Origin of the sequence: Pseudomonas sp. B329, from assembly GCF_023127835.1 — a bacterium.
GTDB lineage: Bacteria > Pseudomonadota > Gammaproteobacteria > Pseudomonadales > Pseudomonadaceae > Aquipseudomonas > Aquipseudomonas synxantha_A.
In genome coordinates this window covers 240289-258920 of the sequence record NZ_SPKP01000003.1, presented here as the reverse complement: position 1 = coordinate 258920, position 18632 = coordinate 240289, and the positions used below count along the sequence as shown (strand labels likewise).

Below are 18632 nucleotides of genomic sequence, written 5' to 3'. Positions count from 1 at the left end.
GCTGTCAGGCTTTGACTGGGGCGGTTACAGGCGCAACTTGCTCCTGGGCTCGGTCAACCAGCAGCGAGCTCAACTCGATTAGCTGCTGAATGCCCAGGGTGATGGCGCGCTGGGAGTCGTTGAGGTCGAACGCCAGGGTGGCGGCCATTTCGTTGGCGGCTGCGAGGTTTTCGGCGGCGTTGGCCAGGAGGGTTTCAGGGTCGATGGTTGGGTTTACGAGGAATAGGCTGTTACTTGGACATTCGATGGACGATTTACTTTGATCAAGTGAAGGACTGCGAGTGTTGTGGTGCATGGGCGAAGCTCCAATATTCGGGAGTTAAAAACGCCTTAGCAATACGGACTTCCACCTCCGGCCACTGGGTATTCAGCGGCTCGACGAGATTAGCTATGGATGGTCCAAGGAGCAAGCCGAAAAAGCGTAGGATATTTCCTGTAAATCCTGACCTATCCCCATAGATCACTCTGTCGCTTCATACGTTGCACCTTTCATCCTGTAGAAGCCCCTCCTGTGTACCGGTATTGAGTGCGCACATTTTGAAGTCGCTCAAGTGCCCGTTTTCTTGACGCCTCGAAAAACACAAAGTATTTTTCAGCTCCCCTCCTTTTCGGCTACCTCTGCCGTGCACCGCCCAGGCGTTAACTCGCGAAGCGGTCATACAGATACCGACACTTACACGGCCGCTATTTACCGGCGAGCCTATATTTCGATATCGAGTGTATAAGGTTGATTTCATGATCATTCGCCAGGCAAGTGCTGCCGACTATCCGCAACTGCTCGACATTTGGCTGCGATCCGTTCGCGCCACTCACCACTTTCTTCAAGAGTCCGACATAGAAGCGCTGCTTCCGCAGCTCCGCGACATCTATCTACCCGTTGTTGACGTATGGGTTGCGGTAGACGTCAAAGACCACCCGCTTGGCTTTATTGGACTCAATCAAAGCCACGTAGAAATGCTCTTTATTGATCCTGATCTTCGCGGCCAAGGTATGGGCCGTGCACTACTAGATCACGTCCGCAGTTCGCGCTCTACAATGAGCGTTGACGTAAACGAGCAAAACCCCCAGGCGGTAGGCTTCTATCTCCATTACGGGTTCGTTCAAACAGGCCGCTCTCCTTTGGATGGTGAAGGCAGGCCGTTTCCGTTACTGCACATGAACTTATCCCGCTAAGAGCACGATAAAGAATCGGCCCTACACATTCGTGTAGGGCCGATTCACAAGTAGTGAAACCAGGCCCCCAGGACTGAAAAGAGGCCGTGCGTTCGGGGAAAAGGGGGGAAAAGGGGACAGATTTATTTAATATTTGGGGCTCGCGCCACCCAATCAACACCCAGCCCCCTCGGACCCATTCCTGATAAACTGCCCACCCTTCGCATTCTCCATCCAAGACTCCAATGCCTTCAGCCATAGCTCCACCGCAAGCCCTCTCCCGCCGCTTCTCCGTCGCCCCCATGATGGACTGGACCGACCGCCACTGCCGGTTCTTCCTACGCCTGCTCTCCAAACACGCCCTGCTCTACACCGAGATGGTCACCACCGGCGCTATCCTCCACGGCGATCACGAGCGCTTCCTGCGCCACAACGAAGCCGAGCACCCGCTGGCGCTGCAATTGGGCGGCAGTGTTCCGGCTGATCTGGCCGCCTGCGCCCGTATGGCCGAAGCCGCCGGTTACGACGAAGTGAACCTGAACGTCGGCTGCCCCAGCGACCGCGTGCAGAACAACATGATCGGCGCGATCCTCATGGCGCACCCTGCCCTGGTAGCGGATTGTGTGAAGGCGATGCGCGATGCGGTATCGATCCCGGTGACGGTGAAGCACCGTATCGGCATCAATGGCCGGGACAGTTATGCCGAGCTGTGTGATTTCGTCGGGACGGTAAAGGATGCAGGTTGCACCAGTTTTACCGTGCATGCGCGGATTGCGATTCTGGAGGGGTTGTCGCCCAAGGAGAACCGGGACATTCCGCCGTTGCGTTATGACGTGGCGGCGCAGTTGAAGCGGGATTTTCCGGAGTTGGAGATTAATCTCAATGGCGGCATCAAGACGTTGGAGCAGTGCCAGGAGCATTTGCAGACGTTTGATGGGGTGATGTTGGGGCGGGAGGCTTATCACAATCCGTATTTGCTGGCCGAGGTGGATCAACAGCTGTTTGGCAGCACTGCGCCTGTCATCACCCGCGCCGAGGCGCTGGCACAGTTGCGCCCGTATATAGCCGAGCACTTGGCAACAGGTGGCTCGATGCATCACATCACGCGCCACGTTCTGGGGCTGGGAACCGGTTTCCCGGGGGCGCGTAAGTTTCGCCAATTGTTGTCGGTGGATATTCATAAGGCGGTGGATCCGTTGGCGTTGCTGGATCAGGCGGGGGAATTGTTGGAGGGGCGGTGACGGGTTGGGTGTCAGTGGGGGTATTTGGGGCTGACAGACCGCTTTCGCGAGCAAGCCCGCTCCCACAGTTTTGAGCGATGTGTGTCAGGTGAATGTCAGTGGCTGGACTGGCGTTATCGCAGGCAAGCCAGCTCCCACAGTTTGACTGATGGGGGTCAGGTGAATGTCAGTGGCTGGGCTGGCGTCATGCAGGCAAGCCGGCTCTCACAGTTTGATTGGGGTGGTCATCGGGCAGTTGGGTTGAACCTGCCAGCGATTTTGCCCTCCTATTGTGCACCACTGCCGGTAATTCAAACGGCCGTTTCCAGGTTATTGCCCTCGCAAACGACCTAACGCATTTGCGCCCTTGAGCGCCTGCCAGCGCTCGGGTAATGTCATCAGACCCACAGGACAGAGCACGCCCATGACTTCCAAGCTGGAACAACTCAAGCAATTCACCACCGTCGTAGCCGATACCGGCGATTTTTCCACCCTCGCCAAGCTCAAGCCGCAAGACGCTACCACCAACCCTTCCCTGCTGCTCAAGGCTGCGTCGATTCCAGGCTATGCCAAGCTGCTGGATGAGTGTGTACAGGACTGCAACGGCGATGTGGGCCTGGCCAGTGACCGCTTTGCGGTGGCGGTGGGTCAAGAAATTCTCAAAGTAGTGCCGGGCCGTATTTCCACTGAGGTGGATGCGCGCCTGTCGTTCGACGAGGCAGCCATTCTCAAGCGTGCGCACCGTCTGATCGACCTGTACGACAAAGCCGGGGTTAGTCGCGATCGCGTGCTGATCAAGATCGCCTCCACCTGGGAAGGCATCCGCGCCGCGGAGAAGCTGGAAAAAGAAGGCATCCAGACCAACCTGACGCTGTTGTTCTCCTTCGCCCAGGCCGTTGCCTGTGCTGAAGCAGGTGTGTTCCTGATTTCGCCGTTCGTGGGCCGTATCTACGACTGGTACAAGAAAGCCAACGGTAACGACTACACCGGCTCCGATGACCCGGGCGTGCAGTCGGTGACGCGCATCTACAACTACTACAAGGCCAATGGCTACAAGACTGTGGTGATGGGTGCGAGCTTCCGTAACCTGAGCCAGATTGAAGAGCTGGCCGGGTGTGACCGCCTGACCATCAGCCCGGACCTGCTGGAGAAGCTGGCGGCGGATGAGGGCAAGCTGGAGCGCAAGTTGGCGCCAGGCCATGCCGGTGAGGCGCGGGTGCATATGACTGAAGCGCAGTTCCGCTGGGAGTCCAACGAGGATGCGATGGCGACTGAGAAGCTGGCAGAGGGTATTCGCCAGTTTGCTCGGGATCAGGAGAAGCTGGAGGCGTTGTTGTCGGCCAAGCTGTAAGGGCAGATAGCAGCAAAAAGGGCGGCACCTGTGAGGGTGCCGCCCTTTTTTGTGTACCAGTTTCAAGTCGATCGCAGGTCAATTGTGGGAGGGGGCTTGCTCCCGATAGCGGAGTGTCAGTCACTGGATTTGTTGACTGATCCACCGCTATCGGGAGCAAGCCCCCTCCCACATGGGTATGTGTTTCGACAGGGAAGCCGTCAGTGGCGCTCTAGGGCGTTGACCAGGTCGTGGAAGGCTTCGCGGTTGGACTCGTTGAGGCCCATGAGGATCTTGTGCGCTTCCAGCACCTTGACCCGCACGATTTCTTCGGACTGGTCTTGCGACGGCAGGTCGGTGAGGCATTCCGGGCAGGGAATTGGGCGGTCAACGATGTTGAACACCTGGTCAAAGCCCATCGACTGCAATAGACGGGTGATGTCTTCGTGGGTGGTGACCACAGTCGGCAACAGGCCGACCTTCTGCCGCGACAGAATGGACAGCTTGGCCAACAGTCCCAGGGTGGTGCTGTCGATGCTGCGGGTTTCGGTCAGGTCGATCACGATCGCCGAGAAGTTCAGCGCTGTGAAGATCCGCTCAATCGTCGCATCCAGGGCCGAACACAAGGTCAGGCGCACTTCACCGACAAACTTCAGGACGAAGGTCCCGTCTTGCTCGGCGAATTGGATTCTTCCGGTACTCATCAAAGATTCCTGCTCAACACCAATAGGGCGATATCATCCGGCATCTCCCCTAGCGTGGCCAATCCAAAAACCTGCCGCAGGCCATCCAGGCTGCCGCCCGCCGACTTGACCTTTTGGGGCAAGGCGGCTTCTTTCTCTTTGAGTGTAGGCTCTGGAAGAAGGTCCAGGATGCCATCGGACATCAGCGTCAGGCTGAAGGTCGGCGGCAGTTCCAGGATGTGGTCTTCGTAGGTGGCTTCGTTGAACAAGCCCACCGGCAGGCCACGCCCTTCCAGGTAGCGCACACTGTCAGGAGTGTACAAAACAGGCATCGGCAGGTGTCCGCCAATGCTGTAGGTCAAAAGACCGGTTTCTTCGTCGATCACGCCGCCGACCATCGTCACGTGCTTGCCCAGCTTGCAGCTGATCAGGCCCCGGTTGATGTGGCCCAGCACCTCGGAAGGGGTGAACTCCGGCAAGGTGCCATTGCGCTTGGACTCGAACAACAGCCGTGTGGTCATGAACTTCAACAACACGGTCACAAAGGCAGAAGAAGCGCCGTGGCCGGAAACGTCGGCCAGGTAGAACGCCACGCGTCGCTCATCCACACGGAAATAATCGACAAAATCACCCGACAGGTACAACGACGGGATGATCTGGTGGGCAAACTTGAACTCGTCGATGCTCCAGGGGCTCACCGGCAGCATGTTCATCTGCACCTGGCGACCGGCGTTCTGGTCTTCCTGGAGCAGATTCAGGCTGGCTTCGAGCTCGCGGTTGGCGGTCTCGAGCTTTTCGCGGTAGCGCTGGTTTTCCAGGAGCAGGCGGGCACGGTCCAGGGCGCGGCGCACCGAGTGCTCCAGCACGGCCAGGTCTTCCAGGGGCTTGATCAGGTAATCGGCAGCGCCCAGGCGCAGGGCTTCGACAGCGTCGTTCATGACACCGGCACCGGACACGACAATCACCGGCGTTTGCGGGGCAAGCTCGGTCACCTGGCGAATCAGCTCCAGGCCGCCCATCTGGGGCATGCGCAGGTCGCAGATCACAAGGTCGGGCTTGTCGCGCTCGAATACCTGGAGACCCTGTTGGCCATTACTGGCCTGCAGGACGCTGAAGCCACTGTCTTCCAAGTAGGCCGCGAGGCTCGCGCGCACTACTTCGTCGTCATCGATTATCAGCAGCGTGGCACTGGTTTTTTGCATGTGGGCAAACGGCGCCAGAATTAGGTTGGCGTAGGCGGCTCGGCAATGGCCGGGCTCACGTACTGGATTCGCTTTCTAGCCTCTCTGTCCTACAAAGCATTGGGATTTCGCCCATGCACAACGGTAAAGCAGAGGTGCCCTTCTAAGGCGCAGACGGTACTCCCATCCGTGAGGGGTTTCAAGCTCATGGCGATGGTCGCCGGGCGTCTTTACCCTGCAAATCACCGTGAGTTATAAGAACCGCTTGGACCACAACACAAAGTAAGGTTGGAGCACGCATAAAAAAAGGCGACCATCAAGAGGTCGCCTTATTTCATTTCAAGATGTCACGGCTTAAAAGTCGTCGACAACCTTGCCATCCTTGACCTTGAACTCACGGTTCTGCAGGTAGGCGTTACGGATAAAGGTGTACTTGTCGCCGCTGATCAGCTTCTCGCTGTCGAGCAGGCTGGCGCGCACGTCAACGACGTTGAGGCCGAAGGTACTGTTACGCCAGCCGATGTCGTTCATGTAGCGGTACGGCTGGGTGTAGCTGTCGACGTACTTGGACGGCGCATCACGCAAGGTGCTTGGGCCCAGCAATGGGATCATCACGTAGGGGCCGCTGCCGACGCCCCAGTAGCCGAGGGTCTGGCCGAAGTCTTCGTCGCTGCGCTGCAGCCCCATTTTGGTGCCGACATCGATAAAGCCCAGCACGCCAAAGGTGGTGTTGACCAACAGGCGAGCGGTGTCGACGCCTGCATTGTGCGGCTTGAGTTGCAGCACGTTGTTGGCCAGGTTGCCGACATCGCCGATGTTACGGAAGAAGTTGTGAACGCCGTCCTGCACAAACTGCGGGGTGACGAACTGATAGCCCTGGGCGATCGGCTTGAGGGCGTAGGTATCAACGGTGTCGTTAAAGGTGAAGATCGGGCGGTTGACGCTTTCCCATGGATCATCTTCCGACGCGGCTTGAGCGGCGAACGGTGCCAACAGGATGGTGGCACACACCGATAGCTGAGCGAAGTAGTGGCTCCAGCGCATAGCTTTTGCTCCTTGAATGGTCTGTCATGGGCGCTATGCCCTGAATAAGGCTGTCAGTATATGACGGAAGTGTGTGTTTAGGCAGCTACCAGGATCCTGTCTCACGAAAAATGCACAAAATTCCTACAAACACTGTCAGTGTCATGGCCTTGTCATGCCACCCCGATAGTGTTGCTGCTATTTCAGGGACGTTCAGATGCCACACGCCGAGATTGCCATCGCCACAGCCCCCTCGTTGACCGCCGTGCTATTTGGCCTGAGTGGCTGCCTGGTGGATTTCGGTTCCCTGGCGCGTACCGACTCGCCCTGCCCCGGCTGCGTGGCTACACCCGGCGCCTTGAAAAGCCTGCGCAGCCTGAAGGAACAAGGCGTGCCCTGCGCCTGGCTGGATGAACTGCCCCCCTGCGTGACCACGCCCCTGTCCGCCAGCCTGCCGGGCTGGATCAAGGCCGCCTCGCCCTCCTCCATCCGCTGGCCCGCGCCCCACGCCTGCTGGCAAGCCTTGATGGAGTTGAACATCGAACGCCTGGAAGGCTGCGTACTGGTCAGCGGCGAGCCGCGCCTGCTGCAATCGGGCTTGAATGCCGGGTTGTGGACTATCGGCCTGGCGTCCTGTGGCTCGCTCTGCGGCCTGTCACCCGAGCAATGGCAGGCACTGACCGCGCAGCAACGCGAATACAAGCGCGGCAAGGCGACGGTAGCGCTCTATGGCCTGGGCGTGCACTCGGTGATCGACCACCTGGGCGAGTTGGGCAGTTGCCTGGCGGACATCAGCCTGCGCCGGCTCAAAGGCGAGAAGCCCTGATCAAGATCATGCACGGTTGGCCGCAGTGGATTAATCTACAGGCCAGCCCGTAGACCTTTCCCGGCGCGCCGCGGTCTATGCCAGTGACTATCGATAGAAGGAAAGAACGTCATGCCTGATCGCGAGAAGTTACAACAGCAGGCCGATATTGTGCGCGAGCAACTGGAGAACCATCCGGATTTGCCTGTCGAGAAACGTCAAGCACTGGAAGAGTTGATTGCCAAGTTCGAAGTGCAACTTGAATTGGAGCCGGCCACTCAGACGCCAAGCATCTCCGACGATGTGAATCAAGCGGCCATAGAGTTCGACGCTGAGCACCCGGTCATTTCCGGGACATTGCGCAATATCATGATCACCCTGGGCAATATCGGCATCTAACCCGAACACAGGCCCGGCAAAAAACCAAAATGTGGGAGGGGGCTTGCTCCCGATAGCAGAAGTTCAGACACAGATGCTGTGACTGACACGCCGCTATCGGGAGCAAGCCCCCTCCCACATTTAGTTTTGTGTGCAGGCTTACTGGCGCGCCAGGCGCACGTTCAGGAATTGGGTGTTCTCAGTGCTGCGGTACGGGTTGATATCCAACCCTCCTCGACGCACATAGCGCGCATACACCGTCAACTTCTCCGGCTTGAGCAAGCGCTGCAGGTCGAGAAAGATGCGTTCCACGCACTGCTCATGGAAGTCCGAGTGCTGGCGAAAGCTGACGATATATTCCAGCAGGCTGGCGTGATCCAGCGCCGCGCCACGGTACTCCACCACCACACTGCCCCAATCGGGCTGGCTGGTCACCGGGCAGTTGGATTTGAGCAGGTGGCTGTGCACACTCTCCTCAACAACACGCGAGTCATCACAGCGCAGCAGCTCCGGGCGCGGGTGCTCGTAGCTGCTGACATTGATATCCAGGCCGTCAATGCACGCACCCGGCAACGCCATCACACCCTCTGCCTCGATGTCGGCCAGGCTGCGGATGCGCACGGTCACCGGCTTGCCGGCAGCAGCGCTGAGGTCGGTGCGCAAGGTGGCTTCAAGGCTTTGCGTATCGGCAAACGCGGTCTGGTTCAGCGAGTTGAGGTACAGCTTGAACGACTTGGATTCAATGATGTTCGGCGAGTCCGCAGGAATGCTGAACTCACCGATGGCCACCACCGGCTTGCCCGATGGCAGCAACCAGGACAGTTCGAAGCAGTTCCAGAAATCTACGCCCTTGTACGGCAGGGTGTCGGCGCTCAGGCCCAGTTCGGCCCATTTGGCGGCACGCGGAATCGGGAACAGCAACGAAGGCGTATAGGTAGAGATGTATTCACTGGACTTGCCCAGCGGCGAATGTTCGGCTGCGGGATGCATGGCGGAAACCTGGCTAAATAAACCGCGCCAGTCTACCAGCCTTTGCCCCCTGCCTTAACAAACGCCTCACTCAACGGTCAGTTTGCCGACCATGCCCGCCTGATAATGGCCGGGAAGGTTGCAAGCGAACTCCAGGCCAGTGGTCTTGGTGAAGGTCCACGTCAGTTCGGCCGTCTTGCCCGGCTCCACCAACACACTGTTGGGATCGTCATGCTTCATGCCGCCCATATCGCCGTGGCCCATGGCGCTGTGGTCCATCTTGCCCATGCCGGTGGCGGTGAGCATGCCGCTGGCTTGCATCTGCAGCATCTCTTTCTGGTGAGCGGCATGCATCGCCGCGTCGCCCAGGTTGAATTCGTGGAGCAAGCGGCCTTTGTTGACCAGTACAAACCGCACGGTTTCACCGGCTTTTACGTCCAGGCTCTTGGGCTCGAAGGCAATGTCCTGCAGGTTGACTTTCACGGTACGCGTGGCCTTGGCTGCCGGAGCCGGCTGGCCGAACGCGTAACCATGAGCCGCATCCGCCAGCGCATTGAAGCTCAGCGCCAATAAGCAGCCCGCCGTTAACAGGGATGTACGCAACGCCATTTCTCACGCTCCAAAAATAGGTGACCAGCTTGGGCCGCACTTTAAGATAGCCTCGCTGCCAGCCAGCTGACTGCTAGATTACAACTTTGTCAGCTTGCGCCCATACCCTTGCGCCCACGGTATAAAGGCCCGCGCTTACCCCTTGCCAAGAGCCCAACATGAAACTGCTGATCGTCGAAGACCAACCCAAAACCGGCCGCTATCTGCGTCAAGGCTTGGCCGAGGCGGGCTTTACCACCGAACTGGTGGCCGACGGCACGACCGGCCAGCACCTGGCGCTGAGCGGGGATTATGACTTGTTGATCCTCGATGTGATGCTTCCGGGCCGCGACGGCTGGCAGATCCTGCAGGCGGTGCGCAGTGCCGGCCTGGACATGCCGGTGCTGTTCCTCACCGCTCGCGATGCCGTGGAAGACCGCGTACATGGCCTGGAACTGGGCGCCGACGACTATCTGGTCAAGCCCTTCGCCTTTTCCGAACTGCTGGCCCGGGTGCGCACTTTGTTACGCCGTGGCAGCAGCACACCGCAGGAAACCACCCTGCAACTGGCCGACCTGCGCCTGGACCTGATCCGTCGCCGCGTCGAGCGCGACGGCCAGCGCATCGACCTCACCGCCAAGGAATTTGCCCTGCTGGAAATGCTGCTGCGTCGCCAGGGCGAAGTGTTGCCCAAGACGCTGATTGCATCCCAGGTGTGGGACATGAATTTCGACAGCGACACCAACATCATCGAAGTGGCGATCCGCCGCCTGCGCCTGAAAGTCGACGACAACTTCCCCAACAAGCTGATCCACACCGTGCGCGGCATGGGTTATGTGCTGGAGGAGCGCTTCACGTGATCAAGCGCCTGTCCCTGACCAGCCGCCTGGCACTGCTGTTTGCCGCCTGCACCGCCGTGGTCTCGTTGATCGCCGGCGTATTGTTCAACCGCGCCAGCGAAGCGCACTTCATCGAACTGGACCAGCAACTGCTCGACAGCAAGCTGGTGGCCCTGCGCAGTGCCTTGCAGGGTGTCGACTCACGGGAAGCCTTTGCTCTGCGAGGCCCGCAACTGCGCGCCGAACTCGACCACCAGCCTGACTTTACCTTGCGCATCACCGCCGCCGACCAGCGCTGGGTAGACGGCGCGCCACACCTCAGCGTGCCCGCCGCCCCGGGCCTGCACAGCCTGCAAAACGCCGGCACCGACTACCGTGTGTACAACGCGCCGTTGACGCCCGGGCAACCCGGTTCGCCGCAACTGAGCCTGATCCTCGACATCACCCATCACCAGCACTTCCTGCAACGCATGCAACGCTTGATCTGGCTGACCGTCGGCCTCTCGGCGCTGGCGACCGCCCTGCTCGGCGCCTGGGCGGCGCGCAGCGGGTTGCGACCGTTGCGGCGCATGGGCGAGGTGGCCGCCAGCGTATCCGCCCACTCCCTGACGCAACGTCTGCCCCAGGCGCAAATGCCGGTGGAACTGGCGGAACTGGCCCAAGCCTTCAACGCCATGCTGGGGCGCCTGGACGATGCCTTCCAGCGCCTGTCGGCGTTCTCCGCCGATATCGCCCACGAGCTGCGCACGCCGCTCTCCAACCTGCTGACCCAGACCCAGGTCATCCTCACCCAGCCGCGCCCGCTGGAGGACTACCGCGAGGCGCTGCACAGTAACCTGGAAGAGTTGCAATGGATGGCGCAGCTGGTCAACGACATGCTGTACCTGGCCAAAGCCGACCACGGCCTGCTGATGCCCAACCGAGAGGCCCTGGATCTGGGCGATGAGGTCGACGCACTGTTGGAGTTTTTTACCCTGCTGGCGGAGGACGCGCAGGTGAGGCTGGTGCGCGAGGGCAGCGCCCATACGATGGGCGATCGCGGTATGTTGCGCCGGGCCTTGTCGAACTTGCTGGATAACGCGCTGCGGTTTACTCCACCAGGCGGTGAAGTGCGGGTGCGGCTCGAGAGTGGCGTGACACTGACGGTTGAGAACAGCGGGGAAGGCATTCCTGCGCCATTATTGCCGCGGCTGTTTGACCGGTTCTACCGAGCCGACCCGTCAAGACGGCCAGGCAGCAGTGAACATGCGGGGCTGGGGTTGGCGATTACCCAGTCGATTGTGCGGGCGCATGGGGGGAGGATTTATTGTGAGTCGCAGGCGGGCTGGACCAGGTTTGTGATTGAGTTGCCCAAGGGAGATTGATGCAAGCTGGGCCGGCCCTATCGGGGGCAAGCCCCCTCCCACATTTTGACCTCATTGTTCCTGTATAAATGCGGTCCAGTGTGGGAGGGGGCTTGCCCCCGATAGCGGTCTAAGACCTTACGAATATCTCAAGGCATGCGCCGGCTCAATCTTCGCCGCCCGGTACGCCGGGTAAATCGTCGCCAAAAAGCTCAACACAAACCCCGCCGAGCAAATCAGCAACACATCCCCACCTTGCAGCTCCGAAGGCAGGTTGCTGACAAAATACACATCCGAACTAAAGATATGCTGCCCGCTCACCCGCTCCAGCCAGCCCACCAGTTCACTCACGTTCAGCGCCGCAATCACCCCCAGCACGCCACCAATCAAGGTGCCGACCACGCCAATCACGGTGCCCTGCACCATGAAGATCGCCATGATCTGCCGAGGCGTGGCGCCGATGGTACGCAGGATGGCGATGTCCGCGCCCTTGTCGTTCACCACCATGATCAAGGTGGCGATGATGTTGAACGCAGCCACGGCGACAATCATCAGCAACAACAGACCGATCATGGTCTTTTCCATTTTCATCGCGCTGAACAGGCTGCCCTGGGTGTGGGTCCAGTCATCCGGCTTGTAAGCCGCGCCCAGGCTGGCAGCGATATCCGCCGAGACGTTGGGCGCTGCATACAGGTCCTTCACCGCCAGGCGCACGCTTTGCACCTGGTTGGGCTGCCAATGCTGGATTTCTGCCGCGTCGGCCATGTGGATCAGGGCCATGGAGCCATCCAGCTCGGCGCCGACCTTGAAGATGCCCACCACATTCAGGCGCTGCATGCGTGGGGTGATGCCGCCCGGCGCGCTGCTGAGTTCCGGCACGATCAGGGTCAGTTTGTCGCCCACGTTCAAGCGAAAACGCCGCGCAGTGATATCACCGACCACCACACCGAACTCGCCGGGTTTGAGGTCGTCGAGTTTGCCGCGCACAATGTGCTGGGCCACGATCGACACCTTGCCTTCCTGGGCCGGGTCGACGCCGCTGATCTCGATCGGCTGCATCGCGCCCTTATAGGAAAACATGCCATCCATCTGGGTGAAGGGCACAGCGGCGGTGACTTGCGGATTCTTCATCGCCGCAGCGGCCACCGGTTGCCAGTCATCAATCGGCTTTACGCCGACGATGGTGGCGTGGGGCACCATGCCGAGGATGCGCGAGCTCATTTCGCGCTGGAAGCCGTTCATCACAGACAGCACCACGATCATGGCCAATACGCCCAGGGCGAGGCCGATCATCGAGGTCATCGAGATAAACGAGACAAAACGGTTACGGCGCTTGGCGCGGGTATAGCGCGTGCCGATGAAAATGGATAACGGTCTGAACATTCGCGTACACCGCCTGAAAAAATGAAAAAGCCCGACGCCAGGCGCCAGGCTTGAAACAGGTCAGATGGCGACCAGGTGACCTTCCTGCAGGTGCAACACGCGGTCCATCTGCCGGGCCATGCTCATGTCATGGGTCACCACCAGGAACGCGGTGCGCATCTGGGTGCTCAGTTCCAGCATCAAGTCCTTGATGCCCTGGGCGGTGTGGGAGTCGAGGTTGCCGGTGGGCTCGTCGAGCATCACCAGGCCCGGGTTGTTCACCAGGGCGCGGGCAATCGCCACACGCTGGCGCTCACCGCCGGAGAGTTCGGCCGGCTTGTGCTCCAGGCGATGGCCGAGGCCGACGCGTTCCAGCAAGGCGGTGGCACGTTGGCGCGCCTCCGGGATCGCGGTCTTGCCGATCAACAGCGGCATGCACACGTTTTCCAGGGCGGTGAATTCCGGCAGCAGGTGGTGAAACTGGTACACAAAGCCCAGCGAGCGGTTACGCAGTTGGCCACGGGCCTTTTCATTCAACGCCGACAGTTCTTCGCCGGCCAGCCATACGCTGCCCTGCGACGGCGTATCGAGACCGCCCAGCAGGTTGAGCAAGGTACTTTTGCCGGAACCGGAACTGCCGACGATCGCCACGCGCTCGCCCGGGTGCAGTTCAAGCTGCAAGTTGGACAGCACCACCACAGACTCCGGGCCTTCCTCGTAGGATTTGCCCAGGTTGCGGCAGCTCAGGATTGCTTTTTCACTCATGCCCGATTCACTCATAACGTAATGCCTGTGCTGGCTGGGTACGTGCCGCGCGCCAGGCTGGATACAGGGTGGCAAGGAAGCTCAGGACCAACGCGGCGCCGCCCACCATCAGCACGTCCTGGGTTTGCACCTGGGACGGCAAGTAGTCGATGAAGTAGACGTCGGCGTTGAGAAACTTGTGGCCGATCACTTTTTCAAGCAGGGCGATGGCGGCGCTGACGTTCAGCGCCGCCAGAATGCCCACCGCCGTGCCGATCAAGGTGCCGACCACGCCGATCACGGTGCCCTGCACCATGAAGATCGCCATGATCTGCCCCGGCGTGGCGCCCAGGGTACGCAGGATGGCGATGTCGCCCTTCTTGTCATTCACCACCATCACCAGCGTGGAGATGATGTTGAACGCAGCCACGGCGACGATCAGCAGCAACAGCAGGCCGATCATGGCTTTTTCCATACGGATGGCCTGGTACAGGTTGCCGTGGGTGCGGGTCCAGTCGCGAGCGTAGTACTCGGTCTCACCCAGGTGCTGGGCAATTTCCCAAGCGCCGCGCGGCGCATCGAACAAGTCGTTGAATTTCAGGCGCAGGCCCTGCACCTGGTCGGGCTGCCAGCGATGCAGGCGGGCCAGGTCGGTGAGGTTGGTCAGGCCGATGTAACCGTCGATCTCGCCGGCGCCGACGTGGAAGGTGCCCACCACGGTAAAGCGCTTCATGCGCGGGAACATGCCGGCCGGGGTCACGGTGACTTCCGGCGCAACGAAGGTCAGCTTGTCGCCAACCCCCACGCCCAGCTTGGCTGCGGCCTTGTCACCAATAACGATGCCGAAGCTGCCGGGCGCCAGCTCGTCGAGCTTACCTTGCAGCATGAACTTGTCGATGATCGAGACGTTGCGCTCCTGGGCCGGGTCGATGCCATTGAGCAGGATCTTCTGCACCTTGCCGTCGTTGGTCAGCAACCCCTGCATCTGGGTAAACGGCGCGACCGCCACCACCTTGGGGTTCTGCTTGACCTTGGCGGCCAGGCTTTGCCAGTCGTTGATGGGCGCATCGCCCTCAATGGTCGCGTGGGGCACCATGCCCAGCACGCGGGTACGCATCTCATGATCGAAGCCGTTCATCACCGACAGCACCACGATCATCACAACCACGCCCAGGGCGAGACCGATCATCGAGGTCAAGGAAATGAACGACACAAAATGATTGCGACGCTTTGCACGGGTATAACGCGTGCCGATAAAAACGAAGAGAGGTCTGAACATGTCGGGGCTTGTTCGGAGGAAAAGAAGACGTCCCGGTGGCGGGGTCTGGTAAGCAGCTTTACACTCAGACCATTACCGTTACCTGGGGTTCGCCATGTCGACATTAGATGAAGAAGAGCGCCGCGAATACTACCGTATCGACGACATGATCGCACTTCAAATCAGCACATTGTCTGGCCCCGACGCGGCGAGCAAGGAAGTGTTGCTGGATGATTCGCCGCTGTTCAATCTGCTCAGCGAACTGCACCTGAGCGAATTCGAAGCCCAGCACCTGCTGCGTCAGATCAGCGAGAAAGATCGCAGCCTGGCGGCCTTCCTCAAAGTGCAAAACAAGCGCCTGGATCTGCTCAGCCAAGTCATGGCCCGCGGCCTGCTGGCTGAAGTGGGCGCGCCGCAACCGGTGATTCTTTCCGAAGGCGGCATCGACTTCCGGCACCCTACCCCGCTGGCCCCCGATACCCATCTGGCAGTCAAGCTGGTGCTGATGCCCCAAGCGCTCGGCCTGTTACTGCGCGCACGGGTAACCCATTGCGATCCCCAGGGCGAGGGCTTTGATGTGGGCACGGAATTCGAATCCATGACCGATGCCCAACGCCAACTGCTGGCGCGCTACATCCTGCAAAAGCAGGCGCAGGAACGCCGTCTGGCGCGAGAGCAAAGCGACGACCTCTGAATACCTATTCATTCCGCCAGCGATCCTGGCGCAAAGGAGCAACTGTGACCCTGATCTACGGCCATCGCGGTGCCAAAGGCGAAGCACCGGAAAATACCCTGACCAGTTTTCAGGAATGCCTCAAGCACGGCGTACGTCGTTGCGAACTGGACCTGCACCTGTCCATGGACGGCGAGCTGATGGTCATCCATGACCCGACCCTCAAGCGCACCGCCGACCGGCGCGGCAAGGTCGTCGAGTACTCGGCGGCTGATCTGGTGAAGATGGACGCGCGCAAAGGCGGCCCGGGTTGGGTCAGCCCGTGCCCGATCCCACGCCTGGAGGAGCTGTTCGAAAAGTGCGACTTCGATCACTGGCAACTGGAAGTCAAAAGCGCTTCACGCACTCGCGCTGCAACCACCGTGCTGGCAATCCGTGAGATGGCCGTACGCTTTGGCCTGATGGACAAGGTCACGGTGACCTCAAGCTCTCGGGAGGTGTTGAAAGCCGCGGTAGAACTCACCCCGGACCTGTCACGCGGCCTGGTGGCCGAATACGCCTGGCTCGACCCGTTGAAAGTCGCGCAGAACTACGGCTGTGAGTACCTGGCATTGAACTGGACGTTATGCACCCCTGAGCGCCTGGAGAAAGCCCAGCGCCAGGGTTTGCATGTATCCGTGTGGACGGTCAACGAACCTGCGCTGATGCGCAGGCTCGCCGACTTCGGCGTAGATAGCCTGATTACAGACTTTCCCGGTTTGGCCACTGCCACTCTCGGGAATTACTGAAATCGGTCTCCCCGGCCGGCTCAGGCCACCGGCCGGAGCCGCTCAAAAAAGCCGGTTGAGGCCGTCGTAGGCGGCTACCCGATAGGCTTCGGCCATGGTCGGGTAGTTGAAGGTGGTGTTGACGAAATACTTGAGGGTGTTGAGATCACCCGGCTGGCTCATGATCGCCTGGCCGATGTGCACGATCTCCGACGCCTGGTAGCCGAAGCAATGCACGCCGAGGACCTCCAGGGTTTCACGGTGGAACAGAATCTTCAGCATGCCTTGCGGCTCACCGGCGATCTGCGCACGCGCCATGCTCTTGAAGAACGCCTTGCCGACTTCGTAAGGCACCTTGGCCTTGGTCAGTTCGTGCTCGTTCTTGCCGATGGAGCTGATCTCGGGAATCGTGTAGATCCCGGTCGGCACATCATTCACGTAGCGCCAGCTGCCATTGTCGACAATGCTGCCAGCGGCCGAGCGGCCCTGGTCATGGGCAGCACTGGCCAGGCTCGGCCAGCCGATCACGTCACCGGCGCCGTAGATGTTCGGCACGCAGGTGCGGTAGTTCTCATCCACTTCGATCTGGCCACGGCTGTTGACCTTGACCCCGATGTTTTCCATGCCCAGCTTGTCGGTGTTGCCGGTACGGCCGTTGCACCACAGCAAGGCGTCGGCCTTGATCTTCTTACCGGACTTGAGGTGCAGGATCACCCCGTTGTCCAGGCCTTCGACCCGCTCGTACTCTTCGTTGTGGCGCACGGTGATGTTGTTGTTGCTGAAGTGGTAGCTCAACGCCTGGGAGATTTCCGAGTCGAGGAAGCTGAGCAACTGGTCACGGTTGTCCACCAGTTCCACCAATACACCCAGGCCGCTGAAGATCGAGGCGTATTCGCAGCCGATCACGCCGGCGCCATAGATGATCAGTTTGCGCGGGGTGTGGCCCAGGCTGAGGATGGTGTCGCTATCGTAGATACGCGGGTGGTGGAAATCGATGTCCGCCGGGCGATACGGGCGCGAACCGGTGGCGATGATGATGTGCTTGGCCACCAGCTTCTCGACCACGCCATTGGCGCAGACCACTTCGACGGTTTGCTCGTCGGCGAAGCTGCCGGTGCCGAAGAACAGGTCGACGCGGTTACGGGCGTAGTAGCCGGTACGCGAAGCGACTTGCTTGGAGATGACTTTTTCGGCGCTTTTCAACACGTCCGGGAACGAGAACCAGCGCGGCTCGCCAATGGCCCGGAACATCGCGTTGGTGTTGAACTGCATGATCTGGCGCACGGAGTGACGCAACGCCTTGGACGGGATGGTACCCAGGTGGGTGCAGTTACCGCCGACCTGACGACGGCTATCGACCATCGCCACCTTGCGCCCTGCTTTGGCAGCGTTCATCGCCGCACCTTCTCCAGCCGGGCCGGAACCCAGTACCACCACGTCGTAGTTGTAGACAGCCATGCGTACTCCTCAGAACAGGCCAGGCGTACGGTTGGACGCCGGGCTAAATCATGCCGCGGCCAGCGGTCATGAAGGACAATTTGGCTCAAGTGTGTGAACCGGGGCACAGTCTATAGAAGGCCGAGCGCCGCGAACATTAACCCTTGGTCGCGTCGTAGGCCAGTGTTGCCATACTACAGGACGCAAATCAGCGCCGAATTGAGGGTGAGCCTTATGCGACAACTATTTTTTTGTTTAATGCTGATAGTGTCGCTCACGACGCACGCCAACGATGCGAAGCGGCTCAAGCAGGCAAGCTTCCCCGCACAGGTCGAGGGGCTGGCCCTGAAAAACCAGGCGGTGTTCAACTATCTTTGGGCGGATGTGTATGCGGCGGCGCTGTATGCACCGGCTGACCTCGCTGCAAAGCAAGCCTGGGAGCAACAGAAGGCTGTGCGCCTGGCGTTGTATTACTTTCGCGACATTGACCGCGATGATGTGATCAAGGCGGCCACGGTAACCCTGGAACGCCAGCAAGCCAATGCTCGATTAAAGCCGCAGTTGGATCAGTTGCACGCCAGCTTTCGCAACGTCCGCAGCGGTGATCGTTATGCCCTGGATTTTCGTCCGGGCCGTGGGTTGAAGCTGGAGATCAATGAGCAGGTGGTGTTCAGCAGTCGTGATGAGGAACTGGCGCGGGCCTACCTGGGCATCTGGCTGGCGCCCAAAGGGCTGTCTGATGAGTTGCGCGACAAGTTGCTGAATTGATGTGTCGGCTGTAGCACCGCCATCGGGGGCAAGCCCCCTCCCACAGTTGACCGAGGCCACCCTGAAGGAATACGACCCAATGTGGGAGGGGGCTTGCCCCCGATGAGGCCCT

General features: G+C 60.0%; 20 protein-coding genes. 10 read left to right on the top strand and 10 right to left on the bottom strand.

Annotated elements, in window-relative coordinates; translation table 11 throughout:
- Positions 1-4: 4 nt before the first annotated feature.
- Entirely contained in the window at positions 5-295 is a 291-nt protein-coding gene (locus E4P00_RS01810; RefSeq protein WP_248130557.1) for a DUF6124 family protein, read from the bottom strand.
- A gap of 440 nt (positions 296-735) precedes the next feature.
- On the opposite strand from E4P00_RS01810, the gene E4P00_RS01805 reads away from it, so the two are divergent.
- From E4P00_RS01805 to tal, 3 genes are all read left to right on the top strand, one after another.
- The gene (locus E4P00_RS01805; protein ID WP_216090916.1) at positions 736-1173 is read left to right on the top strand and encodes an acetyltransferase; all 438 of its coding nucleotides are present in this window, start codon (positions 736-738) and stop codon (positions 1171-1173) included.
- Positions 1174-1397: 224 nt separating this feature from the next.
- The gene (gene dusA, locus E4P00_RS01800; RefSeq protein ID WP_248130556.1) at positions 1398-2393 is read left to right on the top strand and encodes a tRNA dihydrouridine(20/20a) synthase DusA; all 996 of its coding nucleotides are present in this window, start codon (positions 1398-1400) and stop codon (positions 2391-2393) included.
- 403 nt (positions 2394-2796) lie between these two features.
- A complete protein-coding gene (tal, locus tag E4P00_RS01795) occupies positions 2797-3723 on the top strand; it encodes a transaldolase (protein ID WP_003189693.1) in 927 nt (308 codons plus the stop codon).
- A 200-nt stretch (positions 3724-3923) separates the two neighbouring features.
- Here the strand turns inward: tal and rssC are convergent, their stop codons facing one another.
- The 3 genes from rssC to E4P00_RS01780 form a co-directional block, all read right to left on the bottom strand.
- Positions 3924-4406: an anti-sigma factor antagonist RssC gene (rssC, locus tag E4P00_RS01790; protein ID WP_010212025.1), complete on the bottom strand. Its 483-nt coding sequence runs from the start codon at positions 4404-4406 to the stop codon at positions 3924-3926.
- Positions 4406-5587 (bottom strand): two-component system response regulator RssB, encoded by a 1182-nt coding sequence (gene rssB / locus E4P00_RS01785; RefSeq protein ID WP_005786210.1) that lies wholly within the window; start codon positions 5585-5587, stop codon positions 4406-4408. The genes rssC and rssB overlap by 1 nt, the downstream gene beginning before the upstream one ends.
- A gap of 333 nt (positions 5588-5920) precedes the next feature.
- Positions 5921-6610: a VacJ family lipoprotein gene (locus E4P00_RS01780; RefSeq protein WP_005786208.1), complete on the bottom strand. Its 690-nt coding sequence runs from the start codon at positions 6608-6610 to the stop codon at positions 5921-5923.
- Between the two features lie 196 nt (positions 6611-6806).
- Here E4P00_RS01780 and E4P00_RS01775 point away from each other — a divergent pair, with 196 nt between their 5' ends.
- Together E4P00_RS01775 and E4P00_RS01770 are read left to right on the top strand one after the other, a co-directional pair.
- Positions 6807-7415, top strand: a complete 609-nt coding sequence (locus tag E4P00_RS01775; protein ID WP_078820637.1) for a phosphatase — start codon at positions 6807-6809, stop codon at positions 7413-7415.
- A gap of 111 nt (positions 7416-7526) precedes the next feature.
- Positions 7527-7793, top strand: a complete 267-nt coding sequence (locus tag E4P00_RS01770; RefSeq protein WP_078820636.1) for a DUF4404 family protein — start codon at positions 7527-7529, stop codon at positions 7791-7793.
- 138 nt (positions 7794-7931) lie between these two features.
- Here E4P00_RS01770 and queF read toward each other — a convergent pair whose 3' ends face one another.
- Complete coding sequence (gene queF, locus E4P00_RS01765) at positions 7932-8762, bottom strand: NADPH-dependent 7-cyano-7-deazaguanine reductase QueF (protein WP_032877206.1); 831 nt, start codon at positions 8760-8762, stop codon at positions 7932-7934.
- A 66-nt stretch (positions 8763-8828) separates the two neighbouring features.
- Positions 8829-9350, bottom strand: coding sequence for a cupredoxin family protein (locus E4P00_RS01760; RefSeq protein ID WP_248130555.1), 522 nt, complete (start codon positions 9348-9350; stop codon positions 8829-8831).
- Positions 9351-9508: 158 nt separating this feature from the next.
- On the opposite strand from E4P00_RS01760, the gene E4P00_RS01755 reads away from it, so the two are divergent.
- Together E4P00_RS01755 and E4P00_RS01750 are read left to right on the top strand one after the other, a co-directional pair.
- Positions 9509-10189: a heavy metal response regulator transcription factor gene (locus E4P00_RS01755; protein ID WP_078820633.1), complete on the top strand. Its 681-nt coding sequence runs from the start codon at positions 9509-9511 to the stop codon at positions 10187-10189.
- Positions 10186-11532, top strand: coding sequence for a heavy metal sensor histidine kinase (locus E4P00_RS01750; RefSeq protein WP_248130554.1), 1347 nt, complete (start codon positions 10186-10188; stop codon positions 11530-11532). The genes E4P00_RS01755 and E4P00_RS01750 overlap by 4 nt, the downstream gene beginning before the upstream one ends.
- Positions 11533-11649: 117 nt before the next feature.
- On the opposite strand, the gene E4P00_RS01745 is transcribed toward E4P00_RS01750, so the two are convergent.
- Genes E4P00_RS01745 through E4P00_RS01735 form a run of 3 tightly spaced genes read right to left on the bottom strand, consistent with a single transcriptional unit; the run spans position 11650 to position 14896 of the window.
- Complete coding sequence (locus E4P00_RS01745) at positions 11650-12894, bottom strand: lipoprotein-releasing ABC transporter permease subunit (protein WP_248130553.1); 1245 nt, start codon at positions 12892-12894, stop codon at positions 11650-11652.
- Positions 12895-12954: 60 nt separating this feature from the next.
- The gene (gene lolD / locus E4P00_RS01740; RefSeq protein ID WP_019818240.1) at positions 12955-13638 is read right to left on the bottom strand and encodes a lipoprotein-releasing ABC transporter ATP-binding protein LolD; all 684 of its coding nucleotides are present in this window, start codon (positions 13636-13638) and stop codon (positions 12955-12957) included.
- Between the two features lie 7 nt (positions 13639-13645).
- Positions 13646-14896 (bottom strand): lipoprotein-releasing ABC transporter permease subunit, encoded by a 1251-nt coding sequence (locus E4P00_RS01735; protein ID WP_248130552.1) that lies wholly within the window; start codon positions 14894-14896, stop codon positions 13646-13648.
- A 94-nt stretch (positions 14897-14990) separates the two neighbouring features.
- Here E4P00_RS01735 and E4P00_RS01730 point away from each other — a divergent pair, with 94 nt between their 5' ends.
- Both E4P00_RS01730 and E4P00_RS01725 read left to right on the top strand, forming a co-directional pair.
- Entirely contained in the window at positions 14991-15569 is a 579-nt protein-coding gene (locus E4P00_RS01730; protein ID WP_078820629.1) for a PilZ domain-containing protein, read from the top strand.
- Positions 15570-15613: 44 nt separating this feature from the next.
- Positions 15614-16336 (top strand): glycerophosphodiester phosphodiesterase family protein, encoded by a 723-nt coding sequence (locus E4P00_RS01725; protein ID WP_003172585.1) that lies wholly within the window; start codon positions 15614-15616, stop codon positions 16334-16336.
- A gap of 42 nt (positions 16337-16378) precedes the next feature.
- On the opposite strand, the gene sthA is transcribed toward E4P00_RS01725, so the two are convergent.
- Complete coding sequence (gene sthA / locus E4P00_RS01720) at positions 16379-17773, bottom strand: Si-specific NAD(P)(+) transhydrogenase (protein ID WP_248130551.1); 1395 nt, start codon at positions 17771-17773, stop codon at positions 16379-16381.
- A 213-nt stretch (positions 17774-17986) separates the two neighbouring features.
- On the opposite strand from sthA, the gene E4P00_RS01715 reads away from it, so the two are divergent.
- On the top strand, positions 17987-18520 hold the full coding sequence (locus tag E4P00_RS01715) for a chalcone isomerase family protein (protein WP_078820627.1): 534 nt from the start codon (positions 17987-17989) through the stop codon (positions 18518-18520).
- Positions 18521-18632: the final 112 nt, after the last annotated feature.